This window comes from Mangrovimonas sp. DI 80 (assembly GCF_001975575.1).
Classification (GTDB): Bacteria; Bacteroidota; Bacteroidia; order Flavobacteriales; family Flavobacteriaceae; genus Mangrovimonas_A; species Mangrovimonas_A xylaniphaga.
Genome location: NZ_MSDT01000003.1, coordinates 224,681 through 250,555, shown reverse-complemented (window position 1 = coordinate 250,555; position 25,875 = coordinate 224,681). Strand labels below are relative to the sequence as shown.

The following is a 25,875-nucleotide window of genomic DNA, read 5'->3' as shown; positions in this document are numbered from 1 at the left end:
CTACTTTGCGAATTTAGCCTTGATATCCTCTAAACGCAAATTCCCCATGCTTCCAACATGAGTATGTTGTTTGGAAGTGTCTGGTGTATAAGTTCCTTCCTGTACCTGCTTACCAATAACTTGATACGCTTCTCTAAAACTCATCCCGCTTTCAACCAAGGTATTCATATTGTCTACCGTAAAAAGGTAACGATATTTAGCATCATTCAAATCGATATCCTTTACTTCCACCTGATTGATGGCATAGTTGAAAATATCCAACAAATCCTTTACATCCTCTATTCCTCCTATGATAGATTCCTTCAACAATTGATAGTCTCTATGGTAACCACTCGGAAGGTTATTGGTAATTAAAGTCATCTCGGTTTGAAGCGCTTGAATTTTGTTGCATTTGCCTCGAAGCAATTCAAAAACATCAGGGTTTTTCTTATGAGGCATTATGCTACTTCCCGTGGTCAATTCATCCGGAAATGAAATGAAACCAAAATTCTGGCTCATATACAAACAAATATCCATTGCAAAACGCGCCATGGTGTTACTTAAACCTCCTAAAGCAGCCGCGATGGTTCTTTCACTCTTACCGCGGCTCATTTGGGCAGCAACAACATTGTATTTTAGAGTTTCAAATTGAAGCTCTTTGGTGGTAAATCCCCTGTCAATTGCAAAGGAACTTCCATAACCAGCAGCCGAGCCCAACGGGTTTTGATCCACCGTTTTTAAGGCCGCCTGCAATAGATAACTGTCATCAGCCAAAATCTCGGCATAGGCAGAAAACCATAATCCGAAGGAAGACGGCATCGCCACCTGCAAATGCGTGTAGCCAGGCAACAGTTTATCCTTATGGGTATTAGCCAAGTCTAAAAGTGATAAAAAGAACGTTTCTGTTTTTGATAGAATTTCTTGAATATTTTCCTTGTAATATAACTGTAAGGCCACTAAAACTTGATCGTTTCTAGAACGTGCTGTATGGATTTTTTTTCCAACTTCTCCATAAGTTTTGGTCAGTTCAAATTCTATTTTGGAGTGCACATCTTCAAACTGGTCTTCAATTACAAATGTTCCCGCTTCTATTTGTTCCTTCAAATGTTGCAATCCTTCTTCCAACTGGCCAAGCTCTACTTCATTTAAAATCCCAACATGTTGTAACATTTTTGCATGGGCCAGAGATGCCTGAACATCATATTTTGCAATATGCAAATCTATTTCTCTATCGTTTCCTACAGTAAACTGTTCTATTTTTTTATCAATGGCCAAGCCTTTATCCCAGAGCTTCATAATACGTTGTTTAGCAATTCAATATAAATCTTAATTCCTTCTTCAATTTCGTGCAGATAAATAAATTCATCGGCAGAATGAGAGCGCGTACTGTCTCCAGGTCCCAATTTTAAAGATGGACATGACAGTACAGCTTGGTCCGATAACGTAGGTGACCCATAGGTTTCCCTTCCCAAAGCGATTCCTGCTTTCACCAAAGGATGTTCTACAGGAATGGAAGAAGAATTCAATCGTAAACTTCTCGGAACAATGCTATCGCATGGTGCTTCCTTCATCAAAATATCTGCAACTTCCTGATTGGTGTATTGGTCATTCACCCTCACATCCACCACTAAATCAACATTGGCAGGAATGGCATTGTGTTGTTTCCCTCCATTAATTTGAGAAACGGTTAATTTCACCTCTCCTAAAGTTTCGGACACTTTTTCAAATTGAAACTCTTGAAACCATTCCAAAACCTTAATAGTATTGTATATAGCATTATCATCATTTGGGTGCGCAGCATGACTTGGAGTCCCCTTTACCACGGCATCAAACACCACCAAACCCTTTTCTGCAATAGCTAAATTCATAAGTGTTGGTTCGCCTACAATTGCAACATCCACCTCCGGAATGATTTCCAGCATGCTATTCAAACCATTAGGTCCACTACTTTCTTCTTCCGCAGAAGCCACAATCACCAAGTTATATTTTAAATCTTCTTTGGCATAGAAATATGTAAAGGTTGCCAAAAGTGACACCAAACAACCTCCAGCATCATTGCTTCCCAAACCGAAAAGCTTCCCATCCTCCACAATGGCTTCAAAAGGATTTTTGGTATAGGCATTATTAGGTTTTACGGTATCGTGATGGGAATTAAGCAATAAGGTTGGTTTGCTCTCATCAAAATATTTATTGATAGACCATACGTTATTATTATATCGCTTATAAGGAATATCATGCCCTTTGAACCAATTCTCTATATGCGCTGCCGTTTGGTCCTCTTCCGAAGAAAAAGAAGGAGTGGCAATGAGCTGTTTTAACAAATTTATGGCATGCTGTGTCAGTTCTTGAATCATTTGGTAATTGTTGTAAATTTTGTGGCAGCTTGGGTTAACATGTTTGGTTTACCAATGCAAACCTTGGTTACATTCTTGTTAATTGCATGAAAACAATTATTTAATTTAGGCAGCATTCCATCGGCAATAACCCCTTCGGAAAGCAAGTTTTGATAAATTGGTTCGGTGATGGTTTCAATTACAGAATCATCATCATTCACATCACGCAGCACGCCATTTTTTTCAAAACAGTAATACAGTTCTACATTGTACTTTTCAGCAAAGCCTATGGCCAATTCCGAAGCAATAGTATCGGCATTGGTGTTGAGTAAACTCCCCTGTGCATCATGGGTAATGGCACAAAATATTGGAGCAATATCTTGCCCCATCAACAACTCTAAAATTTCAGTATTTACGATTTCAACATCGCCTACAAATCCATAATCAATATCTTTTACAGGACGTTTTACAGACACAATAGTATTTCCATCAGCACCTGTAAATCCAATGGCATTGCATTGAAGAGCCTGAAGTTTTGCAACAATATTTTTATTGATTTTTCCTCCGTATACCATCGTGATGATGTCCAATGTTTCAGCATCCGTAATACGTCTGCCTTGCTCCATCTTCACTTCCACCTCCATCTTTTGAGCCAATTGAGAAGCTAATTTCCCTCCTCCATGCACCAAGAGTTTTGGTGATTCCATCTCGGAAAATTGTTCTAAAAATGCATCCAAAGCTTTAGAATCGTCTATAATGTTTCCTCCTATTTTTACAATTTTAAGCGTTTCCATTATTTCAGATTTTCTAAAATTTGTTTCAATACTATTTGTGCGGCAAAAGTTCTGTTATTGGCTTGTTGCATCACAATGGATTGCCCACCATCCAAAACAGCATCTTCAACCACCATATTTCTACGTACTGGTAGACAGTGCATAAACTTGGCCTTACCAAGTTTTTCTGCAGTCATCATCCAATTAGGGTCTGTATTTAGCACTTTTCCGTAGTCATTAAAATTGCTCCAGTTTTTTACATACACAAAATCGGCATCGGCTAAAGCTTCTTCCTGATCATAGATAATTGGAACATCTTTAGTGATGTTTGGGTCCAATTCATAACCTTCTGGATGGGTGATTTGAAAATCGACATCCATTCGCTGCATCATAGATGCAAATGAATTGGCCACCGCTTGAGGCAAAGCTTTGGGATGTGGCGCCCAAGACAAGACCACTTTGGGACGTTTTGTTTCTGTAAATTCCGAAATAGTCACGGCATCAGCCAAAGCCTGCAGGGGATGTGCCATAGCGCTCTCCATATTGACAATTGGTACCGTGGCGTACTTTTCAAAACTTTTTAAAATATATTCCGACTGATCCTTGGCTTTATTGGTCAAACTTGGAAATGCTCTCACGGCAATGATATCAGCGTATTGCGAAATCACTTGAGCAGCTTCCTTAACGTGCTCTGATGTATTGGCATCCATTACCGTTCCGTCCTCAAACTCCAACTGCCAAGCCTCATTAACATTAAGCGACATAACTTCCATACCAAGATTCCTAGCTGCCTTTTCCGTACTTAAACGCGTCCTTAAGCTCGCATTGAAGAATAGCATTACCAAGGTCTTGTGCTTTCCCAAACCATGATATTCAAAAGGTGCCATTTTCAACAAAATGGTTTCTCTTATCAAACTATCAAGGTCAGTGATATCGCTTATTTCGGTATACTTTTTCATCTATAATTCGCTTTTCAAAGCAGTTAAAAACTGGTCGATATGTTGTTTTTGCACCGTTAGTGGCGGCAAAATCCTGATCAAGTTTGGATTATTCGCACTTCCAGTGAAAATTTTATGTTTATGAATCAACTGTTTGCGCAAATCGGCCACTTTAAAATCGAACTCCAAGCCAAGCATCAAACCTCTTCCTTTGATATTCTTTAGACCTTTCAAAGATTGTGCTTGTTCAATAAAATAGTCCGAAACTTCTTTTACATTGGCCATCAAATTTTCAGACTCCAATACCTTTAATACTGCCAAAGAAGCCGCGCAAGCTAAATGATTTCCACCAAAAGTGGTTCCCAACATTCCAAAAGACGCTTCAATTTTTGGATGGATTAATATCCCTCCAACAGGAAAGCCATTCCCCATTCCCTTCGCCAATGAAATGACATCTGGAGTTATCCCGTGTTTTTGGAACGCGAAGAAATCGCCTGTCCTTCCATAGCCACTTTGCACCTCATCGGCAATAAAAAGCGTATTGTATTGTTGACACAAGCTTTCAAGTCCTAGATAAAACTCAGTGGTGCTTTCGTCCAATCCCCCAACACCCTGAATGCATTCAACAATCACAGCACAGGTTTCATTTTTAGCTAGAATGGCTTCTACAGCTTCCAAATCTCCCAACTCGACAAAATCCACTTGGTGTTGCGCATTTAATGGCGCTACAATTTTAGGATTGTCTGTGGCTGCAACCGCTGCCGAAGTTCTTCCGTGGAAGGAATTTCTAAAAGCTAAAATTCGTTCTTTGCCGTTAAGGAAAGACGCCAACTTCAAAGCATTTTCATTTGCCTCTGCCCCTGAATTGCACATGAACAATTGGTAATCTGAACATCCGGATATCCTTGCCAATGTTTCCGCCAATTCCTCCTGCAATGGATTTTGAATGGCATTGCTATAAAAGCCCAATTGTGCCACTTGATTGGAAATATCCGATACGTATTCGGGGTGAGAGTGCCCTATGGAAATTACAGCGTGACCGCCATAAAGGTCTAAATATTCGGTACCGTTGTCATCATATACAAGAACATCCTTCGCCTTAACTGGTGTGATGTCGAACAACGGATATACCTTAAACAAACTCATATTTGTTCTTTTTTAATATTGTTGATTTTGTTAAATGAGGCTACCATACCTTGAATTAAAGAGGAGCTCAAGCCTTTGTGTTCCATCTCGTTCAAGCCTTCAATAGTACAACCTCTTGGCGTGGTTACTTTGTCGATTTCCTCCTCTGGATGATGTCCGTTGTTAATCAACAAACTCGCCGCTCCTTCTGAGGTAAACATGGCCAACTCCTGAGCCTCTTCTGCATCAAACCCCAATTGAATGGCTGCTTGGGTAGTAGCGCGTATCAAACGCATCCAAAAGGCAATTCCACTAGCACAAACCACGGTGGCCGCCTGCATTTGGGTTTCTGGAATGATCAAAGTATGTCCCAATCTTTTAAAGATGGCTTCGGCCACTTTAATACGCTTGGCACCTTGCTCGTTACTGCACAAACAGGTCATGGATTTCCCAACAGCAATGGCCGTATTAGGCATAGCTCTAATGATAAATTGATTCTCTCCTACAATGGCTTCAATCCTAGAAATGGTGTAACCTGTGATGGTTGAAATTAACACATGTTTTTCAGTCAGGTAGGGAGCTACTTCTTTCAAAATTGCTTCCAAATGGGACGGTTGCACTGCAAAAATGAGAATATCGGAATGCTTCACTGCCAACACATTGTCGTTGGTGGTGGTAACTCCTTTGTATCCTTCAAATTCTGAAATGGCCTCTACATGTCTTCGTGTTAAATACAAAGTTGTAACGGCATTGGTAGTGATTAACCCTTTGGCAATAGATTGCCCTAAATTACCTGATCCAATAACGGCTAATTTCATAGACTTATATGTTTAAAAATAATTGGCTTTTAAATTCAATCCTTCGGTTTCAAAAAATCCATGCATCAAGTTCATATTCTGGATTGCCTGACCCGAAGCGCCTTTCAGCAAATTATCAATGATACTTGTCACCAACAGCATACCATCGTGCTTGTGCAAATGCACAAAACAATTATTGGTATTTACTACCTGCTTTAGGTGCAATGGATTTTGGGATACGAAAGTAAAGGCATCGTCCTTATAACAGGCTTCATACAGCTCCTTGGCTTCTTCCAAATCACCATCAAATTTGGTGTAGGCCGTAGCGAAAATTCCTCTTGAAAAATCCCCTCTGTTAGGCATAAACAAAATATTGGAATCAAAACTGGATTGCAACTGTTTTACCGACTGGTTGATTTCCCCCAAATGTTGATGTGTAAAAGGTTTATAATATGAAAAGTTGTTGTCTCTCCATGTAAAATGTGTGGTATTGGACAATGAAGTTCCTGCTCCAGTTGCCCCTGTTACCGCATTTACATGCACATCATCATGCAATTTCCCTGCACTGGCCAAAGGCAATAATGCCAATTGAATAGCGGTAGCAAAACATCCCGGGTTAGCAATATAATCCGCTTTTCTAATGTCTGCTTTATTTAATTCTGGAAGTCCATACACAAAGGTTTTCCCTTGAAAGGTCTTGTCGGCTTCCAATCTAAAATCATTACTTAAATCAATAATCTTTGTATGATCGGCAAACTGATTGTTTTCCAAAAACGCCTTAGAATTCCCATGCCCCAAACACAAGAACAACACATCTACTTCAGGATTGATGGTGCTTGAAAACTTCAAATCCGTGGTGCCCAACAAATCTTGGTGAACGGTACTAATAGGGTTACCTGCGTTGGATGTACTATAAATAAAATCGATTTTGGTTTCCGAATGGTTCAACAGCAACCGGATGAGTTCTCCTGCTGTATACCCTGCGCCACCAATAATTCCGGTTCTAATCATGATTCTGAATTTACTTGGTGATAGATTTTGTTTTGGTTACCGAAGATTTTGATAAATCCTTTGGCGTCATCTGCAGTCCATCCCTTGTTCATTTCGCCATAGCTTCCAAACTTGGCATTCATTAAATCATGAGCAGATTCAATTCCGTCCAAGGTAAAATGATATGGTTTCAAACTTACAGTAACATCTCCAGACACCTGTTCTTGACTACTTTCCAAGAAAGCTTCAATGTTTCTCATCACCGGGTCTAAATATTGGCCTTCATGCAAATGCATTCCATAAAAACTTGCCAAATACTCTTTGTGTTGCAACTGCCATTTGGTCAAGGTGTGCTTTTCCAACAAATGATGCGCCTTAATGGTAATTAAAGCTGCTGCAGCCTCAAAGCCTACACGCCCCTTGATTCCCACAATGGTATCTCCAACATGAATGTCTCTTCCTATAGCAAAAGGCGCTGCCAAATCATTCAATATTTGAATATTCTTTTCAGGTGTATTTTCTTTTCCATTTACAGCAGTCAATTCCCCTTTTGTAAACGTCAAGACTACTTTTTGTTCACCTTCTTTTTGCAACTGCGAAGGATAGGCATGCTCTGGCAATGGCTTGCCTGAAGTCAAGGTTTCCTCGCCACCAACACTCGTCCCCCAAAGCCCTTTATTCACCGAATATTTAGCCTTTTCCCAAGACATTTCAATACCATTACTTTTCAGGTAATCGATTTCTTCCTGTCTTGATAGTTTTTGGTCCCTGATAGGTGTAATGATTTCAATCTCTGGAGCCAAGGTTTGGAAAATCATGTCAAAACGCACTTGGTCATTTCCAGCGCCAGTACTTCCATGGGCAATGTATTTGGCTCCAATGGATTTGGCATATTCAATAATTTCAATGGCCTGAATAATTCTTTCGGCACTCACAGAAAGCGGGTAGCTATTGTTCTTTAACACATTTCCAAACACAAGATATTTCACAACCTTGTTATAAAAGGTGGCAACAGCATCAATATTTTTATAGGTAGACACTCCCATTTTATAGGCATTGGCTTCAATATGCTCAATTTCCTGTTTTGTAAAACCTCCCGTATTCACACTTACGGCATGCACATCATAGCCCGCCTTTGACAAACTTACTGCACAGTAGGATGTGTCCAACCCACCGCTGTACGCAATTACTAACTTCTTACTCATTATTTCTCCTTTTTTAAAAACAGGTTCTCCTTAATGCTCTTTAACCTTTTATACACCTTTGTTTTGATCTGCTTTTTTTCCTCTACTTGTTTTTTAGGATCGTAGAGCATTCCTGTACACAAGCACATTTTTTGCTCAGTTCGTTGTAAAACATCATAGTTCTTACAGGTTTGGCAACCATTCCAAAAAGTTTGATCATCTGTCAATTCCGAAAAGGTCACAGGTTTATAGCCCAGTTCACTGTTCATTTTCATGACAGCCAAACCAGTGGTTATACTAAATACTTTTGCGTCTGGAAATTTGGTCCTGGAATGCTCAAAAATCTTTGCTTTAATTTTTTTGGCCATCCCCAAGCCTCTATAATCTGGGTGGACAATCAAACCGGAATTCGCTACAAATTTACCGTGGCCCCAGGCCTCGATATAGCAAAAACCAACAAATTTATCGCCGTCTAAAGCAATAACGGCATTACCATTTTCCATTTTGGTAATGATATATTCTGGGGTACGTTTAGCAATACCAGTACCTCTAACTTTTGCTGATTCTGAAATGGTTTCGCATATTAATGGTGCGTAAACCGCATGAGATTTATCTGCTATAACAATCTTCATTGCCTTTCTTTTTATTAAAAATATTAAATAAATGTTTTGAAAGCGGAATCGGACTCACCTAAAATTCCAAGAATAGGACACACACCCCTACGGGCGGCGGTTAAAAACAACACGTAGTCTAGGATTGCTATTGAAAGCAATAATAGAATTTGTAAAGGATCTTATTTGTGCTGTTTTTTTCAATTTAAAAAATAATTAATGAGTGAATGCTTAGTCTATAGAATGAAGAAAATACTAAACACGGCGGGGTTTGCTATAGGGCAAACACCTACCAATCACACCATTATTATTTTTTAATTTTTGCATGGTCCAAATTTAAAACATTATTCAATACCGTATTCATTTGCCCCTTAATTTTTAAGAATTATTATGATTTTTTTGATTAAAAGGGGCAAACATTACGAAGATTCCATCCCAAAGGGACAGAATCTTTTTTCAAAGCATTAAAGAATATAGTCTGTACTCACAAAGTTGGAAGCTTTGGAGTCTAATAAATTGTTCAATATCGCATTGTTATAGTCGTTATCCTTTGAGGCTACAAAAGTCCTGATGGAAAACGAACGGAGCGCATCGTGCACACTCAAAGTGGCTACCGCCGAATCCTTTCTACCCGTAAATGGATATACATCTGGTCCTCTTTGGCAGGAACTATTCAAATTCACACGGCATACTAAATTCACCAAGGTATCGATAAGTGGTGCTAATGTTTTCACATCACTTCCAAACAAACTTACCTGCTGTCCATAATTGGAATCGGCAATGTCACTCATTGGCTCTTCAATATCCTTGAAAGATAACACCGGAATTACTGGACCAAATTGTTCTTCTTCAAATACCCGCATCTCTTTATTTACTGGATACAGCACCGCTGGAAAAATATAATTTGGAGTGGTTTCCCCTCCTTTGGCATTCACAATTTCCGCACCTTTCTCAAGCGCATCATCTATCAATTCTTGGATGTATTGTGGTTTTTCAGGCTCTGGAAGCGGTGTTAACTGCGCGCCTTTATCCCATGGGTTTCCAAAATTGAGGGCATCCACTTTTTTAGAAAATCGCTTATTGAATTCTTCCACGATATCTTCATGTACATATAGCACTTTCAAGGCTGTACAACGTTGCCCATTAAACGACAAAGTCCCTGAAATACACTCTGAAATAGCTAAATCCAAATCGGCATCCTTTAAAATAATTGCAGGGTTTTTAGCCTCTAAGCCTAATACCAATCGTAATCTGTTCTGTCTTGGGTGATGGCTTTGCAATGCATTTGCGGATTTACTGTTGCCTATCAAGGCCAAGACATCAATTCGGCCAGTTTCCATAATTGGAGTAGCCACAGTACGGCCACGCCCATAGATAATATTTACCACCCCTTTCGGAAAACTATTTTGGAAAGCCTCCAACAGCGGCGACAACAACAAAACTCCATGCTTGGCGGGTTTAAATATGGTGGTATTTCCCATCATAATGGCGGGAATCAACAAGGCAAACGTTTCATTCAAAGGATAATTATACGGGCCCAAACACAACACGATTCCCAAAGGCCCCCGACGAATATGGGCATGAACGCCATCGTGCTTTTCAAACTTGGCACTATCCCGATCCATTTGCTTGTAGTCTTCAATGGTATCGTAGATATACTCCACAGTTCTATCAAATTCCTTTTGGGAATCCGGTAAATTCTTTCCAATTTCCCACATCAATAGTTTAACCACCTCGTCGCGCTTGGTTTTCATTTGCTCAACAAACTTTTCCATACAAGCAATACGATTGGCTACTTTCATAGTAGGCCACAGCCCCTGCCCTTTACCATAGGCATCGCAAGCAGCGTCAAGAGCTTCCAAAGCCTCCGTTTTTCCTAAGGTTGGAATGCCCCCCAATAAGGTAGGTTGATAATCTTCGGTGGAAGAAATGGTAGAATACACATTTGACGTTTCACCATTCCATTTTTTTAACTCGCCCCCTACCAAATATGTGTTTTGATGTACGAGATTTTTAATTTGATATTGTTCTGGAATTTCTGTAAACGTAGACGTCATAATACAATAGTTTTTTAATGAAGAATGCTTTGCATAAAGATACAACAAAGTACACTTCCAAGCATTACTTAAAAGTTATTAAGCTATACTAAAAACTGAAATAAATCCGGCTTGTTATTGAGGTAATCGCCATAAAATTTATGTAGTTTCATTTTGGTAATCAAGGGCTCCAAATCCTGAGGAGATTTCAACTCAATCCCCACGACTGCAGAACCATTATCACGATTGGATTTTTTAGTGTATTCAAAATGCGTAATGTCATCGCCAGGACCTAAAATATCTACCACAAATTCCTTAAGTGCACCTGCCCTTTGAGGGAATTTCACAATGAAATAATGCTTCAAATTTGAATATAACAAGGCGCGCTCCTTAATTTCGGCCATACGGGTGATATCGTTATTACTTCCACTCACCACGCACACCACATTTTTACCTTTTATTTTATCGGCATAAAAACTGAGAGCAGCAATACTCAAGGCGCCTGCAGGTTCCACTACAATAGCTTCTTTATTGTAAAGTTCCAAAATGGTTTGACAAATTTTCCCCTCAGGAACTGTGATAACATCATCTAAATTCTGCCGACAGATTTCAAAGGTTTTATCACCAACTTTTTTTACGGCAGCGCCATCCACAAAATTCTCAATATGTTTAAGCTTGGTATTTTTATTATTCCGCAATGAAACCGACATGGAAGGGGCTCCTTCTGGCTCTACACCAATGATTTTGGTATTTGGTGACAATTTCTTAAAAACGCTTGACAAACCTGAAGCCAATCCACCACCACCAATAGGCACAAACACATAGTCTATGGGTTCTTTTGCCTGCTGAATGATTTCCAAACCAACGGTAGCCTGTCCTTCAATGACTTTTTCATCATCAAAAGGATGTATAAATGTTTTGTTCGACTGCTCCTGTTCTTGGATTGCCGCAGCGTAGGCATCATCAAAAGTATCGCCTTCCAACACCACTTCGATATAATCCTCACCAAACATTTTAACCTGATCGATTTTCTGCTTTGGTGTAGGGGCAGGCATAAAAATGCTCCCTTTAATTTTCAACAATCTGCAGGACAAGGCGACTCCTTGAGCATGGTTACCAGCACTTGCACAAACCACCCCGTTTTCAATTTCAGAATCCTTGAGTTGCGCCATTTTATTGTAAGCTCCCCTTATTTTATAGGAACGCACCAACTGTAAATCCTCTCTTTTAAACAATATATCGCTCCTGAATTCCCTTGAATAAAACATATTGGAAGTAAGCGGCGTGTGATGGACGACAGATTGTAATTTATCTGCCGCCGCTTTTACCGCTTCCAATGTTGGGAAATAGGTTGTGGCTGTATTTTCCATACTTTTAATTTCTGCTTACATTCTACTTACATTCTACTTAAGACAACACTGCTTCATTGACTTCAGCTGTCTTTATCACTTTCATGGCCGTCATGGCACTTCTCAATCTTTTCCCAACCGCTTCAATTGGATGGTTTCTAATCGCGTCATTAACCGCAATAAGCTCTAAATTATCAACTACATTAGATTTTGAAAATGGTCTCCCTACCACATTCACTGAAACTGTCTCCATAAACCCTTTTAACAGAGGTTTTGCCGCATGGTCAAACAAGTAACAACCATATTCAGCAGTATCAGAAATCACACGGTTCATTTCATACAATTTCTTTCTTGCAATGGTGTTGGCAATCAATGGCAATTCATGCAAAGACTCATAATAAGCAGAATCTGCAATAATACCGGCACTCACCATAGTTTCATAGGCCAACTCAACCCCTGACTTCACAAAAGCCACCATTAGGGTTCCATGATCAAAATATTCTTGTTCAGAAATATGATTAGGCGTTAATGGTGTTTTCTCAAAATTTGTTTCAGCTGTGGCCGCTCTCCATTTCAAAAGATTTACGTCATCATTGGCCCAATCTTCCATCATGGTTTTCGAGAATTCGCCAGAAATGATATCATCCATATGCTTTTCAAACAAAGGCTTCATGATGGTTTTCAATTCTTCAGACAACCTGTAAGCTTCAATTTTGGCTGGATTGGAAAGACGGTCCATCATATTGGTAATCCCTCCGTGTTTCAATGCCTCCGTTATGGTTTCCCAACCATACTGAATCAATTTTGCGGCATATTCCTCATCAACACCTTCCTCAACCATTTTATCAAAACATAAAATTGAACCTGTTTGCAGTACGCCACACAAAATGGTCTGTTCCCCCATTAAATCACTCTTTACCTCAGCCACAAAGGACGATTCCAAAACTCCGGCACGATGCCCTCCAGTTGCCACGGCATAAGCTTTTGCCTGGGCCAAACCTTTTCCTTCTGGGTCATTTTCAGGATGCACTGCTATAAGTGTCGGTACCCCAAAACCTCTTTTATATTCTTCGCGAACTTCAGTTCCTGGACATTTTGGCGCCACCATAATTACGGTAAGATCTTTACGCACCCGAGTGCCTTCTTCCACGATATTAAACCCATGTGAATAAGACAACGTCGCTCCTTGCTTCATCAATGGCATCACCGCATTCACTACACTGGTATGCTGTTTATCCGGTGTTAGGTTCAAGACCAAATCGGCATCCGGAACAAGCTCTTCATAAGTTCCTACGGTAAATCCATTTTCCACAGCCTGTTTATACGAAGCACGCTTTTCAGCAATCGCTTGCGGTCTTAAGGCATAAGAAATATCCAACCCAGAATCTCTCATGTTCAACCCTTGGTTCAATCCTTGAGCTCCACAGCCCACAATCACTACTTTTTTATCTTTTAAAACGTTTACGCCATCCTCAAACTCTGAGGCGTCCATAAAACGACATTTTCCTAATTGCTCTAATTGTTTTCTTAATGAAAGTGTGTTAAAATAATTTGACATTGTTTTGTATGTTTTAATTGCTGAATGCTGCTAGCATTTCTGATATTTTCATTTCGTCTTTGGTTACGGCAATCCTTCCGGAACGGACAAATTGCATGATTCCATAAGGAATTAATTGATTGTATATTTCCTCAATTTCATTGCGCCTTCCAGATTTTTCTAGTACAAAAAACTTCTTGTTCACAGTGACAATATTGGCACCGCTATCCTTGATAATGTTTTGGATTTCGCGCTCCTCAAATAGTAAATCCGATTTGATTTTAAACAAGCAGGATTCCTGATAAATGGTATCTTCATCCTTATGGTAATAGGCCTTGATAACCTCTACCTGCTTTTCAATTTGTCCAACAATTTTCTTGATCTGCTCTTCTGAAACTTTGACCACAATAGTCCACCGAGATACCCCTTTGATTTCAGAAACCGAAGAGACTATACTCTCAATATTGACATGTCTTCGTTGAAAAATGGCCGAAATCCTGTTGAGCAAGCCAATATTGTTTTCGGTATAAATTGAAACTGTATATGTATGAATTGTTTTTTCCATAATTAACTTAATCTTACGTCCGACACTGAAGCTCCAGTAGAAATCATTGGGAATACATTATCCTCTTTTTCCACACAAACCTCCAAGAAATAAGGCCCTGCGTTACCCATCATTTCAGCAACTGCATCCTTTAACTCTTCCCGTTTAGTGACTTTTTTAGCTTCTATATAATAACCTTTTGCAATAGAGATAAAATCCGGATTGATCATCTCTGTGGATGCATAACGCTTATCAAAAAACAATTGCTGCCACTGCCTTACCATTCCTAAAAACTCATTGTTCAACACCACAATTTTTACAGGTAAACGCTGTTGGAATATCGTTCCCAACTCCTGAATGGTCATCTGAAAACCGCCATCACCAATAATAGCTACAACCTCTCTTTCTGGCGCCGCCATTTTAGCGCCAATGGCCGCAGGAAGCGCAAACCCCATAGTTCCCAAACCGCCTGAAGTAATATTGCTTTTGGATTTATTGAATTTCGCATAGCGACAGGCAATCATTTGATGCTGCCCAACATCACTTACTATTGCCGCATCTCCTTTACTCTGCTCATTAATTTCTTTCAACACCTCTCCCATAGTCAACCCTTCCTTTGTAGGATATAGGTCTTTTTTTATCACCTTTTCAAACTCCACAACATGAAGCTTTCTGAATTCATCATGCCACTGCTCATGATTCTTTTGATCCAATAAAGGAAGTAAAGCCGCTAAAGTTTCTTTGGCATTTCCCAAAACAGCAACATCTGTTTTAACGTTCTTGTCCACTTCGGCAGGATCAATTTCAAAATGAATGACCTTAGCTTGTTTTGCATAGGTAGCCAAGTTACCGGTAACACGATCATCGAAACGCATCCCTATTGCAATCAGTACATCACATTCATTGGTTAATTTATTGGGCGCATAATTGCCATGCATTCCCACCATGCCCACATTTAACGGATGGTCTGTAGGAATGGCCGAAGCCCCCAAAATAGTCCACGCCGAAGGAATACCTGACTTTTCAACAACAGCCTTAAACTCCTCCTCCGCTTGACCAAGGATTACCCCTTGCCCCCAAACAATCATTGGTTTTTTGGCTGAATTGATCAATTCAGCGGCAGCCTTCACCTGTTCCAAATCCATTTTTGGGATTGGTGTATAACTTCTTATTCCAGTACATTTTTTATACTTGAAATCAAATTCTGCGAATTGTGCATCTTTGGTAATATCTATCAATACAGGTCCTGGACGTCCACTTCTAGCAATATAAAAGGCTTTGGCCAAAACCTCAGGAATATCTTCTGCCCTTGTCACCTGATGGTTCCATTTGGTTACAGGTGTGGAAATCCCAATGATATCAGTTTCCTGAAACGCATCACTTCCCAACAAATGCGAAGCCACCTGCCCCGTAATGCACACCATAGGGGTAGAATCAATTTGTGCATCGGCAATTCCTGTAATCAAGTTAGTTGCACCGGGACCAGAGGTCGCCATGGCAACACCAACTTTTCCTGAAATACGCGCATAACCTTGCGCCGCATGGGCAGCACCCTGCTCGTGCCTAGTCAAGACATGATGAAGTTGCTCTCTGTATTTATATAATTCGTCATACACAGGCATGATTGCCCCTCCAGGATACCCATAAATTGTATCCACGCCTTCCTCCAACAAACAGCGCACAATGGCTTCACAGCCAGAAATACGCTCCGTAGTTGCTACGGTTACTTTTTGTTCTTTCAATGTTTCTGTATTCATAGTCTCAACTTATGTTAAAAAAGACCCGTTTGGAAACTAAAATTCATCGGTCACACATCCTTTGGAAGCAGACGATACGGTTCTTGCATATTTATACAGCACCCCTCTATCAAATTTTAACTTAGGTGCCTTCCATTGTTTTCTTCTTTCTTGTAATTCTTCTTCCGAAACCTCCAACATAATGGCATTGGTTTCGGCATCTATTGTAATCAAATCACCATCCTTAACTAAAGCGATATTCCCCCCCTCTTGGGCTTCAGGGGTGATATGCCCCACTACAAAACCGTGGGTTCCACCTGAAAATCTTCCATCGGTAATCAACGCTACATCTTTCCCCAATCCAGCACCGATAATAGCAGCTGTCGGTTTCAACATTTCGGGCATACCAGGCCCTCCCTTAGGACCTTCATAACGAATCACCACCACATCACCTTTTTCAACTTTACCATCTCGAATCCCGTCATTGGCAGCATATTCCCCATCAAACACCTTAGCTTTCCCTACAAAACTCAAGCCTTCTTTCCCTGTAATTTTTGCCACACTTCCCTCTAAAGCCAAATTGCCATAAAGCATACGTAAGTGTCCTGAAACTTTTATAGGACTTTCCAAAGGTTTGATGACATCCTGATCGGGAGATAAATCTGGTACGTCCAAAAGATTTTCTGCAAGTGTTTTTCCGGTCACCGTCAAACAATCCCCATGAAGTAATCCTTTTTTCAATAAATATTTTAGCACGGCCGGGATACCACCTACGGCATGCACATCTTCCATCAAATATTTTCCGCTAGGTTTCAAATCGGCCAAAAAAGGCGTGTTATCACTAATTTTCTGAAAATCCTCTAACGTGAATTCTATCTGGGCCGCTCTAGCAATTGCCAAGAAATGCAGCACCGCATTAGTGGAACCTCCAAGAATGGTCACCAACCTTATGGCATTTTCAAGAGACTTTTTGGTAATGATATCCGAAGGTTTAATATCCTTTTCCAACAGCAAACGCATAGCCTCACCTGCTCTAACTGATTCATCTTTTTTCTCCTGACTCAATGCTGGGTTGGAAGAATTATATGGAAGCGTCATCCCCAAGGCTTCAATAGCCGAAGCCATGGTGTTGGCTGTATACATACCTCCGCAAGCACCAGCTCCCGGACACGCCTTTTCCACAATACTTTGATAGTCTGTTTCGGTCATAGTTCCCGCCACTTTACTTCCCCAAGCCTCAAAAGCCGAGACCACATCCAACTTCTTACCATTATGGCACCCAGAGTCAATAGTCCCCCCATAAACCAAAATGGAAGGACGATTCAATCGAATCATGGCCATTAAAGCTCCAGGCATGTTTTTATCACAACCTACGACTGTCACCAATCCATCATAACTCATCGCCTGAACTACTGTTTCCATAGAATCGGCAATGATATCTCTTGAAGGCAAAGAATATCTCATTCCTGGAGTTCCCATGGAAATTCCATCGCTCACCCCAATGGTATTGAATATCAAACCAACCACATCTTCTTTCTGAGTTCCCTCCTTCACCAATTTTGCCAAATCATTCAAATGCATATTACAAGGATTACCTTCATAGCCGGTACTTGCAATACCAATAATTGGCTTAAAAAAATCTTCATTCGTCAATCCTATGGCGTGCAACATTGCTTGAGCCGCCGGCTGAGTAGGATCCTGAGTTACTGTTTTACTGTATTTATTAAGTTTATTCATTCTTATTATTATACTTCTCTCAATAATTAGTTCTAAATTAAAAGTTTGTGTTTTATGTTATTTTTTCGATTGTAATCCAAGGTTAAACTCAAGCGAATCAAATATAATTTAACTAATTGATTTTCAATTATTTAAATGCACAACAATATGATGTTCAAGGGCTTAATTTTACCAATAAAAAAAGCCTTCCCAAACAGGGAAGGCTTTGACTTTAAATATTGACAACACAGCATTCCCTACCGTCGCGAAATAATCGCGATGATAATAATGGAAATGATATGGAATACGTTTCTGTTCATGATGTTCATCAAATATCAAAAATATCCAACAGGAATCCAAGTTTTCAGGCTAATTTCTTAAACTCGCGGCAAATCGCTATCATCCTTTAGTGGCAGGTCGGTAGATCCCATCAAATATTTATCAATATGATGGGCCGCTTGCCTCCCTTCTGAAATCGCCCAAACAATTAGAGATTGTCCCCTACGGGAATCACCCGCCGCAAAGATTCCCGGAACATTGGTTTTATAATCAGAAACCGTAGCCTGAATATTACTTCTAAAATCGGTGTCCAAACCAAATTGTTCCACCAAAGTTTTTTCTGACCCCGTAAACCCTAAGGCCAAGAGCACCAAATCGCAGTCCCATTTTTTTTCTGTATCTGGAATTTCTTTTAACTGAGGTCGCTCACCATCTTTAAAAATCCATTCTACCTCAACCGTTTTAAGACCTTTTAGATTCCCATTTTTATCCCCTAAAAATTCTTTGGTCGAAATACTAAAAAAACGCTCCACTCCTTCTTGGTGGGAAGAGCTTGTTTTCAACTTCATAGGCCAATAAGGCCAAGGCTGATTGGCTGGCCTCCCCACGGAAGGCTTACTCAATATCTCAAAATTAACAACGGATTTGGCACCATGCCTATTGGAAGTTCCAATACAATCAGAACCAGTATCTCCACCACCAATCACAATCACATTTTTATCCTTAGCACTCAATATATCGTCGAACTCCAACTCCCTGTCAACATATTGATTGTTCATTTTCAGGAATTCCATCGCCTGATGCACCCCTTTTAAATGTGCTCCTTTTATAGGAATACCACGTCTCTCCGTAGCACCGTTACACAATAGAATGGCATCAAATTCATCTTTAAGTGTTTCCACACTCACATTATCACCTACATGTGCATTAACCTGAAAAATGATTCCTTCTTCTTCCAAAATGGCAATCCTCCTGTCGATAATTGATTTTTCCAATTTGAAATCCGGAATTCCATAACGAAGTAAACCTCCCACTTTAGCATCACGCTCAAAAACCGTCACGTTATGCCCCGCTCTGTTCAACTGCTGCGCAGCAGCCAATCCTGATGGTCCAGAACCAATTACCGCCACGCTTTTTCCCGTCCTCACCTCAGGCGGATTGGCCACAATCCAACCTTCTATAAAAGCGGTTTCCACAATATTTTTTTCAATATTTTCTATAGTTACAGGATCTTCATTGATTCCCAACACACAGGCCTCCTCACATGGCGCAGGACATAAGCGCCCTGTAAATTCAGGAAAATTGTTGGTAGCATGCAATATCCTCACAGCTTCTTTCCATTTCCCTTTATACACATTATCATTGAAATCAGGGATCAAATTGCCCAACGGGCAACCACTGTGGCAAAATGGAATACCACAATCCATACATCGCGCTCCTTGATTTCTCAACTTATCCTCCGCTAAAGGAATTGTAAATTCTTTATAGTTTTTAACCCGATCCTCAACATCGGTATATTTTTCAACCTCTCTCTCAAATTCCATAAATCCGGTGATCTTTCCCATAATTCTATTTCGTTACAAGGTTATTTTCATTTTCCAATCTTATCAAAGCCTGCTTGTATTCCTCAGGAAGCACCTTGATAAACTTAGGCAATTCACGCTCCCAATTTTCAAGAATACGCTGCGCCAAGGCACTTTGCGTGGCGTTATAATGATTTTCTATTAAGCGTTTCAATTCTTGAATATCCTCAGGAATCACCACAGGATCCAAATTCAAGCCTTCGGTATTACATTTTTTTACAAAGGTTTCGTTTTTGTCATACACATAAGCGATACCTCCACTCATACCGGCCCCAAAATTGCGCCCCACCTCACCGAGTATTACAGCAATTCCACCGGTCATGTATTCACAACCATGGTCACCAATACCCTCAACAACTGTTTTAACTCCAGAATTTCTAACACAGAAACGCTCTCCCGCCTTTCCGTTGATATAAGCCTCCCCTGAAGTAGCTCCATAAAAAGCCACATTTCCAACAATCACATTTTCCTCAGGAACAATCGTCGCTTCATCCGGCACTTTCACCACCAATTTGGCTCCAGAAAGTCCCTTACCGATATAGTCATTGGTATTTCCGGTCACAATCAAACTCAAACCATGGGTAGCAAAGGCCCCAAAACTCTGCCCCGCCGACCCTTTAAAATTGATTTTCAAAGTATTTTCAGGCAGTCCTTGAGCCCCATAAATCTTCGAAATTTCATTACTCAATATGGCGCCAATCGCACGGTCTTCATTAGTTATTTTGAAATCCAAAATAGTTTTTTCCTTTCTAAACAAAGCAGGATGCGCCTGACTGATAATTTCAAAATCCAAGGATTTTTCCAAATGATGATCTTGCTTACAAGTATTGTACAGCTTAGTCCCCTCTTCCACTTCTACCTTATGCAGAATAGGAGACAAATCGATGCCATGAGCTTTATAATAATCAATAGCTTTATTTCTATCCAACTTTTCAACTCTTCCCACCATTTCATCTACCGTTCTAAAGCCTAGCTTCGCCATAATTTCCCGAAGCTCTTGAGCCACGAAATACATAAAATTGACTACATGCTCAGGTTTTCCCTTGAACTTCTTGCGCAATTCTGGATTTTGGGTTGCAATCCCAACTGGGCAAGTATTCAAATGGCACACGCGCATCATGATACACCCTGAAGCTACCAAAGGCGCCGTTGCAAATCCAAACTCTTCAGCCCCAAGTAGACAAGCAATAGCCACATCCCTTCCAGTTTTCAACTGACCATCACATTCTACTACAATTCTATTGCGAAGATTGTTCATCACCAAAGTCTGCTGGGTTTCTGCCAGTCCTAATTCCCAAGGTAACCCCGCATGCTTCAAGGAAGTTAACGGTGAAGCCCCTGTTCCTCCATCGTAGCCAGAAATCAGTACCACATCAGCTTTTGCTTTCGCAACACCGGCAGCAACGGTACCCACACCAACTTCTGACACCAATTTGACATTGATGCGGGCTTCACGATTCGCCGATTTCAAATCATAAATTAATTGCGACAAATCTTCAATAGAATAAATATCGTGATGTGGCGGAGGTGAAATCAAACCAACATAAGGAGTTGAGTTTCTAGTTTTAGCTATTTCAGGATTCACTTTAGGACCGGGCAATTGCCCCCCTTCTCCAGGTTTGGCCCCTTGCGCCATTTTTATCTGTATTTCTTGGGCATTGGTTAAATAATTGGAGGTTACCCCAAATCGGCCTGAGGCCACTTGCTTAATGGCACTGTTCTTCCAGTCGCCATTTACATCTTTATAGAAACGATCTTCATTTTCCCCACCTTCACCTGAATTACTTTTTCCTCCAATTCGGTTCATGGCTATCGCCAAATTTTCATGGGCTTCCTTACTAATGGAACCATAAGACATAGCTCCCGTTTTAAAGCGCTTCACAATATTGGTCCAAGGCTCTACTTCCTCCAATGGAATTGGATCATAATTAGCAAACTCAAACAAGCCCCGGATGGTCATTAAGTGCTTAGACTGATCATTGATAATCCTAGAATATTCCTCGTAAGTCTTAGGCTTGTTACTTCTCACAGCCTCTTGCAGTTTTGCTACAGACAATGGATTGAACAAATGATGCTCTCCATTTCTTCTCCAACGATACTGCCCACCAATTTCCAAATCTAGATTAGCAGCAATATGTTTACTTTGATATGCTTTTTGATAACGTTTATTGATTTCTTTTTCCAATTGATGCAAATCCACTCCCTGAATTCTAGTTGCTGTTTTCGGAAAATACTTCTCTACCACATCCGTATTAATACCGATACACTCAAACAACTGTGCACCTCTGTAGGAGTTAAGCGTAGAAATCCCTATTTTATTCATCACTTTCAGAATCCCTTTTCCAACAGCTTTATTATAGTTGTTTATGGCCTGTAGCGGATCTATGGAAGAATCATTCAAATCGGCCATTTGATCCTCGATAATCTCATTAACCATATATGGATTAATAGCACTAGCACCATAACTGAACAGCATTGCAAAATGATGCACCTCTCTAGGTTCGGCCGACTCTATAATAATACTTAACTGGGAACGTTTTCCCAACTTGTACAAACCGCTGTTCACATAGGAACAAGCCAACAAGGCAGGAATAGGCGCCTTCTGTTCACTTATATTTCTATCGGAAAGAATTATGATGTTTGTCCCTTCCTCTATACAATTTGCTACCTGCGCCAATATATCTTCCAAAGCATCTTCCAAACCGTTATGACCTTTGTTAACATCATAAAGTATTGGAATTTGCTCCACATTAAAATGAGGATTTCTATAACTTTTTATTTTATCCAAATCCTGTTTGGAAATCACTGGATTTTGGATTTTCAGCTTTTGACAATGTTTTTCGTCAATCTCGAAAATATTGGAATCACTACCCAAAGTAAGACTGATATCGGTAATCAATTCTTCACGAATACCATCCAAAGGCGGATTGGTAACCTGCGCAAATAGCTGCTTGAAATAATTATAAATTAATTGGGGACGCTCAGACAACACGGCCAAAGGCGTATCGCTCCCCATTGAACCAATAGGCTCTTTACTATTCTTTGCCATTGGCAAAATGATAGTATTGATATCTTCCTGAGTATACCCAAATACCACTTTACGTTTGTCCAAAGGCTCTTCATTGAAAAACACAGGACAATCATTATACGGAATATCACGAAGCTGAATTAAATTATTATCCAACCATTTGCGATACGGATGCATGGCTGCAATACGCTCTTTAATTTCCTCATCGTTAACAATCCGCCCTTCTTTCATATTCACTAGGAACATTTTCCCTGGCTCCAAACGTCCGTGATGCTCTACATTTTTAGGCTCAATTTCAATAACCCCAATTTCAGACGACATGATTACATAACCATCTTTGGTCACCGAGTATCGTGATGGACGCAGGCCGTTTCTATCCAAAACCGCCCCGATATAATCGCCATCCGTAAAAGGAATGGATGCTGGACCATCCCATGGTTCCATCAAACAAGAATTATATTCGTAGAAGGCCTTTTTACTATCAGACATTTCTGGGTTTTTCTCCCAAGCTTCTGGCACTAACATCATCATGACCTCAGGCAAGGAGCGCCCAGTCATCAACAACAACTCCACAACCATATCCATAGAAGCAGAATCTGATTTTCTCGGGAGTACAATTGGTAAAATATTTTTGATTTCCTCTCCAAACAATTCACTTTCCATCAATTCTTCCCTAGAATACATCCGGGAAATATTCCCCCTTAAGGTATTGATTTCTCCATTATGGCACATATAACGGAAAGGCTGCGCCAAATCCCAAGTTGGGAATGTGTTTGTAGAAAAACGTTGGTGCACCAATGCCAAACGCGTCACCAATAAAGGATCGTTCAAATCCCTATAGAACAATTTGATATCCTCAGGAATTAAAAGGCCCTTATATATTATGACTTTGGTTGACAAACTAGGCAGGTAGAAAAATGCACTTTCGGAAATCTTAGAACCAATAATTTCGTGCTCTGTTTTTTTTCTTGCGATAAACAGTTTTACATTAAAGTGAAAATCATCTTGATTCTTATCTCCCTTACCCACAAACACCTGCTTAATGTAAGGTTGAGTTACTGCAGCAATTTCTCCAAGCACAGATTCATCAACTGGCACATCACGCCACCCCAATACTTTAAGCCCTTGCTCCTCCATATGTTTTTCCAACACCGAAATACAGAATTTCCTTTGGTTTTCCTTTTTAGGTAAAAACACATTACTTACGGCGTACTCCCGTTCCTTAGGCAACTTAAACTTACAATTTGCAACAAAAAACTCATGCGGAATATCCACCAATATACCGGCACCATCCCCCGTTTTCCCATCAGCACTTACCGCACCACGATGCTCTAGTTTTTCAAGTATTTGAAGAGCTTTATGAATAATGTCATTCGATTTAATTCCTTTTAAACTACATATAAATCCCGCACCACAATTATCATGCTCAAATTCCGGCAAATACAACCCTTGTTTCTTCAACATAACCTTAAATTTTAACGTAAATCTTTAGAATTGGATTTACTAATATAGGAGAGAAAATGCATTAATTATAAAACACTTAGCATTATTACGATTTCACCAAATTCAAGCCTGTATAATTAGAATTATCCAATCAGACCCTTAAAAAACTAAAATTTACTTAATGAATTTTTATTATCAAAAACATCGTTTGAATAAAAAGACTTCAAATAAACACAAACTAACATGTGTTAACCTCATTTTTTTACTTAATTTTTTAAGATTTCAACATTTATCAAATTAAAATATTCTCAAAGAAATTAAAAAAATAAGAACAACCCCTAATTAATAAAGGGCAAAAAGTACATAAATCATAAAAATACTCACTTCTACCCTATTTTTTACAGGGTGTAATATATTTTTTACATAGTTTTAGGTAGTAATTAACCAAAACAACTTTGTATGAAAAAACTTTTTTTCCTTTCCTTGCTATTAACAGCAATTTGCAATGTAAATGCACAAGAAGAAGCCCCAAAAAGTGATTCAGAAGACAAGAAGAAATTTTCCCTAAGTGGTAGTATAGATGCTTACTACAGGGTAAATTTTGGCGCTCCAAACAAAGAACTTGAGGATGGCAGCATTGTCGCCCCAGGATCTTCATTTGCCAACCTACCGGGATTTGCACTTGGCATGGCCAATGTTGTTGCCGCCTATGAAGGCGAAAAAGTAGGCTTTGTAGCCGACTTGGTTTTTGGACCAAGAGGTACAGATGCTATTTTTGCTTCCCCTATGTACTCTGCTACTGGAAACATTGTCAACCAACTTTATGCCTACTGGAATGTTTCAGACAATGTGACACTTACCTTTGGAAACTTCAACACTTTCCTTGGCTACGAAGTCATTTCTCCAGTAGCCAACTTTAACTATAGTACATCCTATTTATTTTCTTACGGACCTTTTAGTCACACCGGACTGAAAGCAGACTTCTCTCTTACAGACGATTTTAGTTTGATGCTAGCCGTAATGAACCCTACCGACCTTACGGAGTTCAACCCAACAGACAAATACGCCTTTGGAGCCCAACTAGGATTTAAAGGACAGTTTCTTAACTTCCTTACCGATGATGGCGCCTTTGAAATTGACTATACAGGAGGCTTCGATATAACTAGCAGTGTTTTCCTAGGAATCAATGCCGCCTATTACAATAATGACGATTTTGGATTTGCTGGAGTAGCACTGTACCCACAATTTGCGACAAGCGACAACTTCACTATTGGATTTAGAGGAGAATATTTCCTTGAAGACGGTGACTTTGGAGCTATTGGTACCGGCGTTGAGGATTCTAGCGTGTTTGCCGCTACCCTTACAGGCAGCTACACCATCAATAGTCTAATCATAAAACCAGAATTGCGTTTGGACAGCGCATCGGATGACGCCTTTATGGATAAGGATTTGGACGCTAAAAAGAGCCTAAGCTCATTCCTATTGGCTGCCATCTACTCGTTCTAGCAATCCGCTCAACATTTAATAAATAATAAACTATCTAATAATGAAGAAAATTGAAGCAATCATTAGAAAATCCAAATTTTCAGAAGTAAAAGAAGCTCTTCACAATGTGGGAGTAGTTTTTTTCTCCTATTGGGATGTTACTGGCCTTGGTAACGAAAAAGAAGGCCATGTATATCGCAGCATTACCTACAGTACCAGCGACATTCAAAGACGCTACCTCTCAATTGTTGTTAATGACGATTTTGAAGACATTACTGTAAAAACCATCATTGAGTCTGCAAAAACTGGCGAGGTTGGAGATGGAAAGATTTTCGTTTCAGACATCGCAGAATGCTACAGAATTCGCACCGGTGAAAAAGGCGGAGAAACTTTAAAATAAACTAATTAA

General features: G+C 39.9%; 19 protein-coding genes. 2 read left to right on the top strand and 17 right to left on the bottom strand.

Annotated features, from left to right (window positions below; translation table 11 throughout):
• The 17 genes from argH to gltB all read right to left on the bottom strand — a co-directional run bounded on the left by argH (position 1) and on the right by gltB (position 24,002).
• Positions 1-1,275 carry an argininosuccinate lyase gene (argH, locus tag BKM32_RS07325; protein WP_076663239.1) on the bottom strand — a complete coding sequence of 425 codons (1,275 nt, stop codon included), beginning with the start codon at positions 1,273-1,275 and terminating at the stop codon, positions 1-3.
• Positions 1,272-2,333, bottom strand: coding sequence for a M20 family metallo-hydrolase (locus BKM32_RS07320; protein ID WP_076663238.1), 1,062 nt, complete (start codon positions 2,331-2,333; stop codon positions 1,272-1,274). Before BKM32_RS07320 ends, argH begins: the two co-directional genes overlap by 4 nt.
• Positions 2,330-3,106, bottom strand: coding sequence for an acetylglutamate kinase (gene argB / locus BKM32_RS07315; protein ID WP_076663237.1), 777 nt, complete (start codon positions 3,104-3,106; stop codon positions 2,330-2,332). The genes BKM32_RS07320 and argB overlap by 4 nt, the downstream gene beginning before the upstream one ends.
• Entirely contained in the window at positions 3,106-4,044 is a 939-nt protein-coding gene (locus BKM32_RS07310) for an acetylornithine carbamoyltransferase (protein WP_076663236.1), read from the bottom strand. Before BKM32_RS07310 ends, argB begins: the two co-directional genes overlap by 1 nt.
• Positions 4,045-5,169 (bottom strand): aspartate aminotransferase family protein, encoded by a 1,125-nt coding sequence (locus tag BKM32_RS07305; protein WP_076663235.1) that lies wholly within the window; start codon positions 5,167-5,169, stop codon positions 4,045-4,047.
• Positions 5,166-5,966 carry a pyrroline-5-carboxylate reductase gene (gene proC, locus BKM32_RS07300; RefSeq protein ID WP_076663234.1) on the bottom strand — a complete coding sequence of 267 codons (801 nt, stop codon included), beginning with the start codon at positions 5,964-5,966 and terminating at the stop codon, positions 5,166-5,168. The genes BKM32_RS07305 and proC overlap by 4 nt, the downstream gene beginning before the upstream one ends.
• Positions 5,967-5,978: 12 nt before the next feature.
• Positions 5,979-6,956: an N-acetyl-gamma-glutamyl-phosphate reductase gene (gene argC / locus BKM32_RS07295; RefSeq protein ID WP_076663233.1), complete on the bottom strand. Its 978-nt coding sequence runs from the start codon at positions 6,954-6,956 to the stop codon at positions 5,979-5,981.
• Positions 6,953-8,140 carry an argininosuccinate synthase gene (locus BKM32_RS07290; RefSeq protein ID WP_076663232.1) on the bottom strand — a complete coding sequence of 396 codons (1,188 nt, stop codon included), beginning with the start codon at positions 8,138-8,140 and terminating at the stop codon, positions 6,953-6,955. The genes argC and BKM32_RS07290 overlap by 4 nt, the downstream gene beginning before the upstream one ends.
• On the bottom strand, positions 8,140-8,751 hold the full coding sequence (locus BKM32_RS07285) for a GNAT family N-acetyltransferase (protein WP_053978489.1): 612 nt from the start codon (positions 8,749-8,751) through the stop codon (positions 8,140-8,142). Before BKM32_RS07285 ends, BKM32_RS07290 begins: the two co-directional genes overlap by 1 nt.
• Before the next feature lie 443 nt (positions 8,752-9,194).
• Positions 9,195-10,787: an NADP-dependent glyceraldehyde-3-phosphate dehydrogenase gene (locus BKM32_RS07280; RefSeq protein ID WP_076663231.1), complete on the bottom strand. Its 1,593-nt coding sequence runs from the start codon at positions 10,785-10,787 to the stop codon at positions 9,195-9,197.
• An 83-nt stretch (positions 10,788-10,870) separates the two neighbouring features.
• Complete coding sequence (gene ilvA, locus BKM32_RS07275) at positions 10,871-12,136, bottom strand: threonine ammonia-lyase IlvA (RefSeq protein WP_076663230.1); 1,266 nt, start codon at positions 12,134-12,136, stop codon at positions 10,871-10,873.
• Positions 12,137-12,173: 37 nt separating this feature from the next.
• Positions 12,174-13,673, bottom strand: coding sequence for a ketol-acid reductoisomerase (gene ilvC / locus BKM32_RS07270; protein WP_076663229.1), 1,500 nt, complete (start codon positions 13,671-13,673; stop codon positions 12,174-12,176).
• 13 nt (positions 13,674-13,686) lie between these two features.
• Positions 13,687-14,217: an acetolactate synthase small subunit gene (ilvN, locus tag BKM32_RS07265; protein ID WP_076663228.1), complete on the bottom strand. Its 531-nt coding sequence runs from the start codon at positions 14,215-14,217 to the stop codon at positions 13,687-13,689.
• A 2-nt stretch (positions 14,218-14,219) separates the two neighbouring features.
• A complete protein-coding gene (gene ilvB / locus BKM32_RS07260) occupies positions 14,220-15,953 on the bottom strand; it encodes a biosynthetic-type acetolactate synthase large subunit (RefSeq protein ID WP_076663227.1) in 1,734 nt (577 codons plus the stop codon).
• A 36-nt stretch (positions 15,954-15,989) separates the two neighbouring features.
• Positions 15,990-17,669, bottom strand: a complete 1,680-nt coding sequence (gene ilvD / locus BKM32_RS07255) for a dihydroxy-acid dehydratase (protein WP_076663226.1) — start codon at positions 17,667-17,669, stop codon at positions 15,990-15,992.
• Positions 17,670-18,025: 356 nt separating this feature from the next.
• Positions 18,026-19,492: a glutamate synthase subunit beta gene (locus tag BKM32_RS07250; RefSeq protein WP_076663225.1), complete on the bottom strand. Its 1,467-nt coding sequence runs from the start codon at positions 19,490-19,492 to the stop codon at positions 18,026-18,028.
• Positions 19,493-19,496: 4 nt separating this feature from the next.
• A complete protein-coding gene (gene gltB / locus BKM32_RS07245) occupies positions 19,497-24,002 on the bottom strand; it encodes a glutamate synthase large subunit (protein ID WP_076663224.1) in 4,506 nt (1,501 codons plus the stop codon).
• Between the two features lie 438 nt (positions 24,003-24,440).
• Between gltB and BKM32_RS07240 the strand changes: the two genes are divergently transcribed.
• Together BKM32_RS07240 and BKM32_RS07235 are read left to right on the top strand one after the other, a co-directional pair.
• A complete protein-coding gene (locus BKM32_RS07240) occupies positions 24,441-25,487 on the top strand; it encodes an outer membrane beta-barrel protein (RefSeq protein WP_076663223.1) in 1,047 nt (348 codons plus the stop codon).
• A gap of 40 nt (positions 25,488-25,527) precedes the next feature.
• Positions 25,528-25,866, top strand: coding sequence for a P-II family nitrogen regulator (locus BKM32_RS07235; RefSeq protein WP_053978499.1), 339 nt, complete (start codon positions 25,528-25,530; stop codon positions 25,864-25,866).
• Positions 25,867-25,875 lie beyond the last annotated feature (9 nt).

Bases quoted from the DNA above. Each gene is read 5' to 3' on its own strand.
- ilvD (WP_076663226.1), bottom strand. From the start codon at position 17,669: ATGAATAAACTTAATAAATACAGTAAAACAGTAACTCAGGATCCTACT.
- BKM32_RS07280 (WP_076663231.1), bottom strand. From the start codon at position 10,787: ATGACGTCTACGTTTACAGAAATTCCAGAACAATATCAAATTAAAAAT.
- BKM32_RS07310 (WP_076663236.1), bottom strand. From the start codon at position 4,044: ATGAAAAAGTATACCGAAATAAGCGATATCACTGACCTTGATAGTTTG.
- BKM32_RS07285 (WP_053978489.1), bottom strand. From the start codon at position 8,751: ATGAAGATTGTTATAGCAGATAAATCTCATGCGGTTTACGCACCATTA.
- proC (WP_076663234.1), bottom strand. From the start codon at position 5,966: ATGAAATTAGCCGTTATTGGATCAGGTAATTTAGGGCAATCTATTGCC.
- BKM32_RS07320 (WP_076663238.1), bottom strand. From the start codon at position 2,333: ATGATTCAAGAACTGACACAGCATGCCATAAATTTGTTAAAACAGCTC.
- BKM32_RS07235 (WP_053978499.1), top strand. From the start codon at position 25,528: ATGAAGAAAATTGAAGCAATCATTAGAAAATCCAAATTTTCAGAAGTA.
- ilvN (WP_076663228.1), bottom strand. From the start codon at position 14,217: ATGGAAAAAACAATTCATACATATACAGTTTCAATTTATACCGAAAAC.
- argB (WP_076663237.1), bottom strand. From the start codon at position 3,106: ATGGAAACGCTTAAAATTGTAAAAATAGGAGGAAACATTATAGACGAT.
- BKM32_RS07240 (WP_076663223.1), top strand. From the start codon at position 24,441: ATGAAAAAACTTTTTTTCCTTTCCTTGCTATTAACAGCAATTTGCAAT.
- BKM32_RS07250 (WP_076663225.1), bottom strand. From the start codon at position 19,492: ATGGGAAAGATCACCGGATTTATGGAATTTGAGAGAGAGGTTGAAAAA.
- gltB (WP_076663224.1), bottom strand. From the start codon at position 24,002: ATGTTGAAGAAACAAGGGTTGTATTTGCCGGAATTTGAGCATGATAAT.
- BKM32_RS07290 (WP_076663232.1), bottom strand. From the start codon at position 8,140: ATGAGTAAGAAGTTAGTAATTGCGTACAGCGGTGGGTTGGACACATCC.
- argC (WP_076663233.1), bottom strand. From the start codon at position 6,956: ATGATTAGAACCGGAATTATTGGTGGCGCAGGGTATACAGCAGGAGAA.
- ilvA (WP_076663230.1), bottom strand. From the start codon at position 12,136: ATGGAAAATACAGCCACAACCTATTTCCCAACATTGGAAGCGGTAAAA.
- argH (WP_076663239.1), bottom strand. From the start codon at position 1,275: ATGAAGCTCTGGGATAAAGGCTTGGCCATTGATAAAAAAATAGAACAG.
- ilvC (WP_076663229.1), bottom strand. From the start codon at position 13,673: ATGTCAAATTATTTTAACACACTTTCATTAAGAAAACAATTAGAGCAA.
- ilvB (WP_076663227.1), bottom strand. From the start codon at position 15,953: ATGAATACAGAAACATTGAAAGAACAAAAAGTAACCGTAGCAACTACG.
- BKM32_RS07305 (WP_076663235.1), bottom strand. From the start codon at position 5,169: ATGAGTTTGTTTAAGGTATATCCGTTGTTCGACATCACACCAGTTAAG.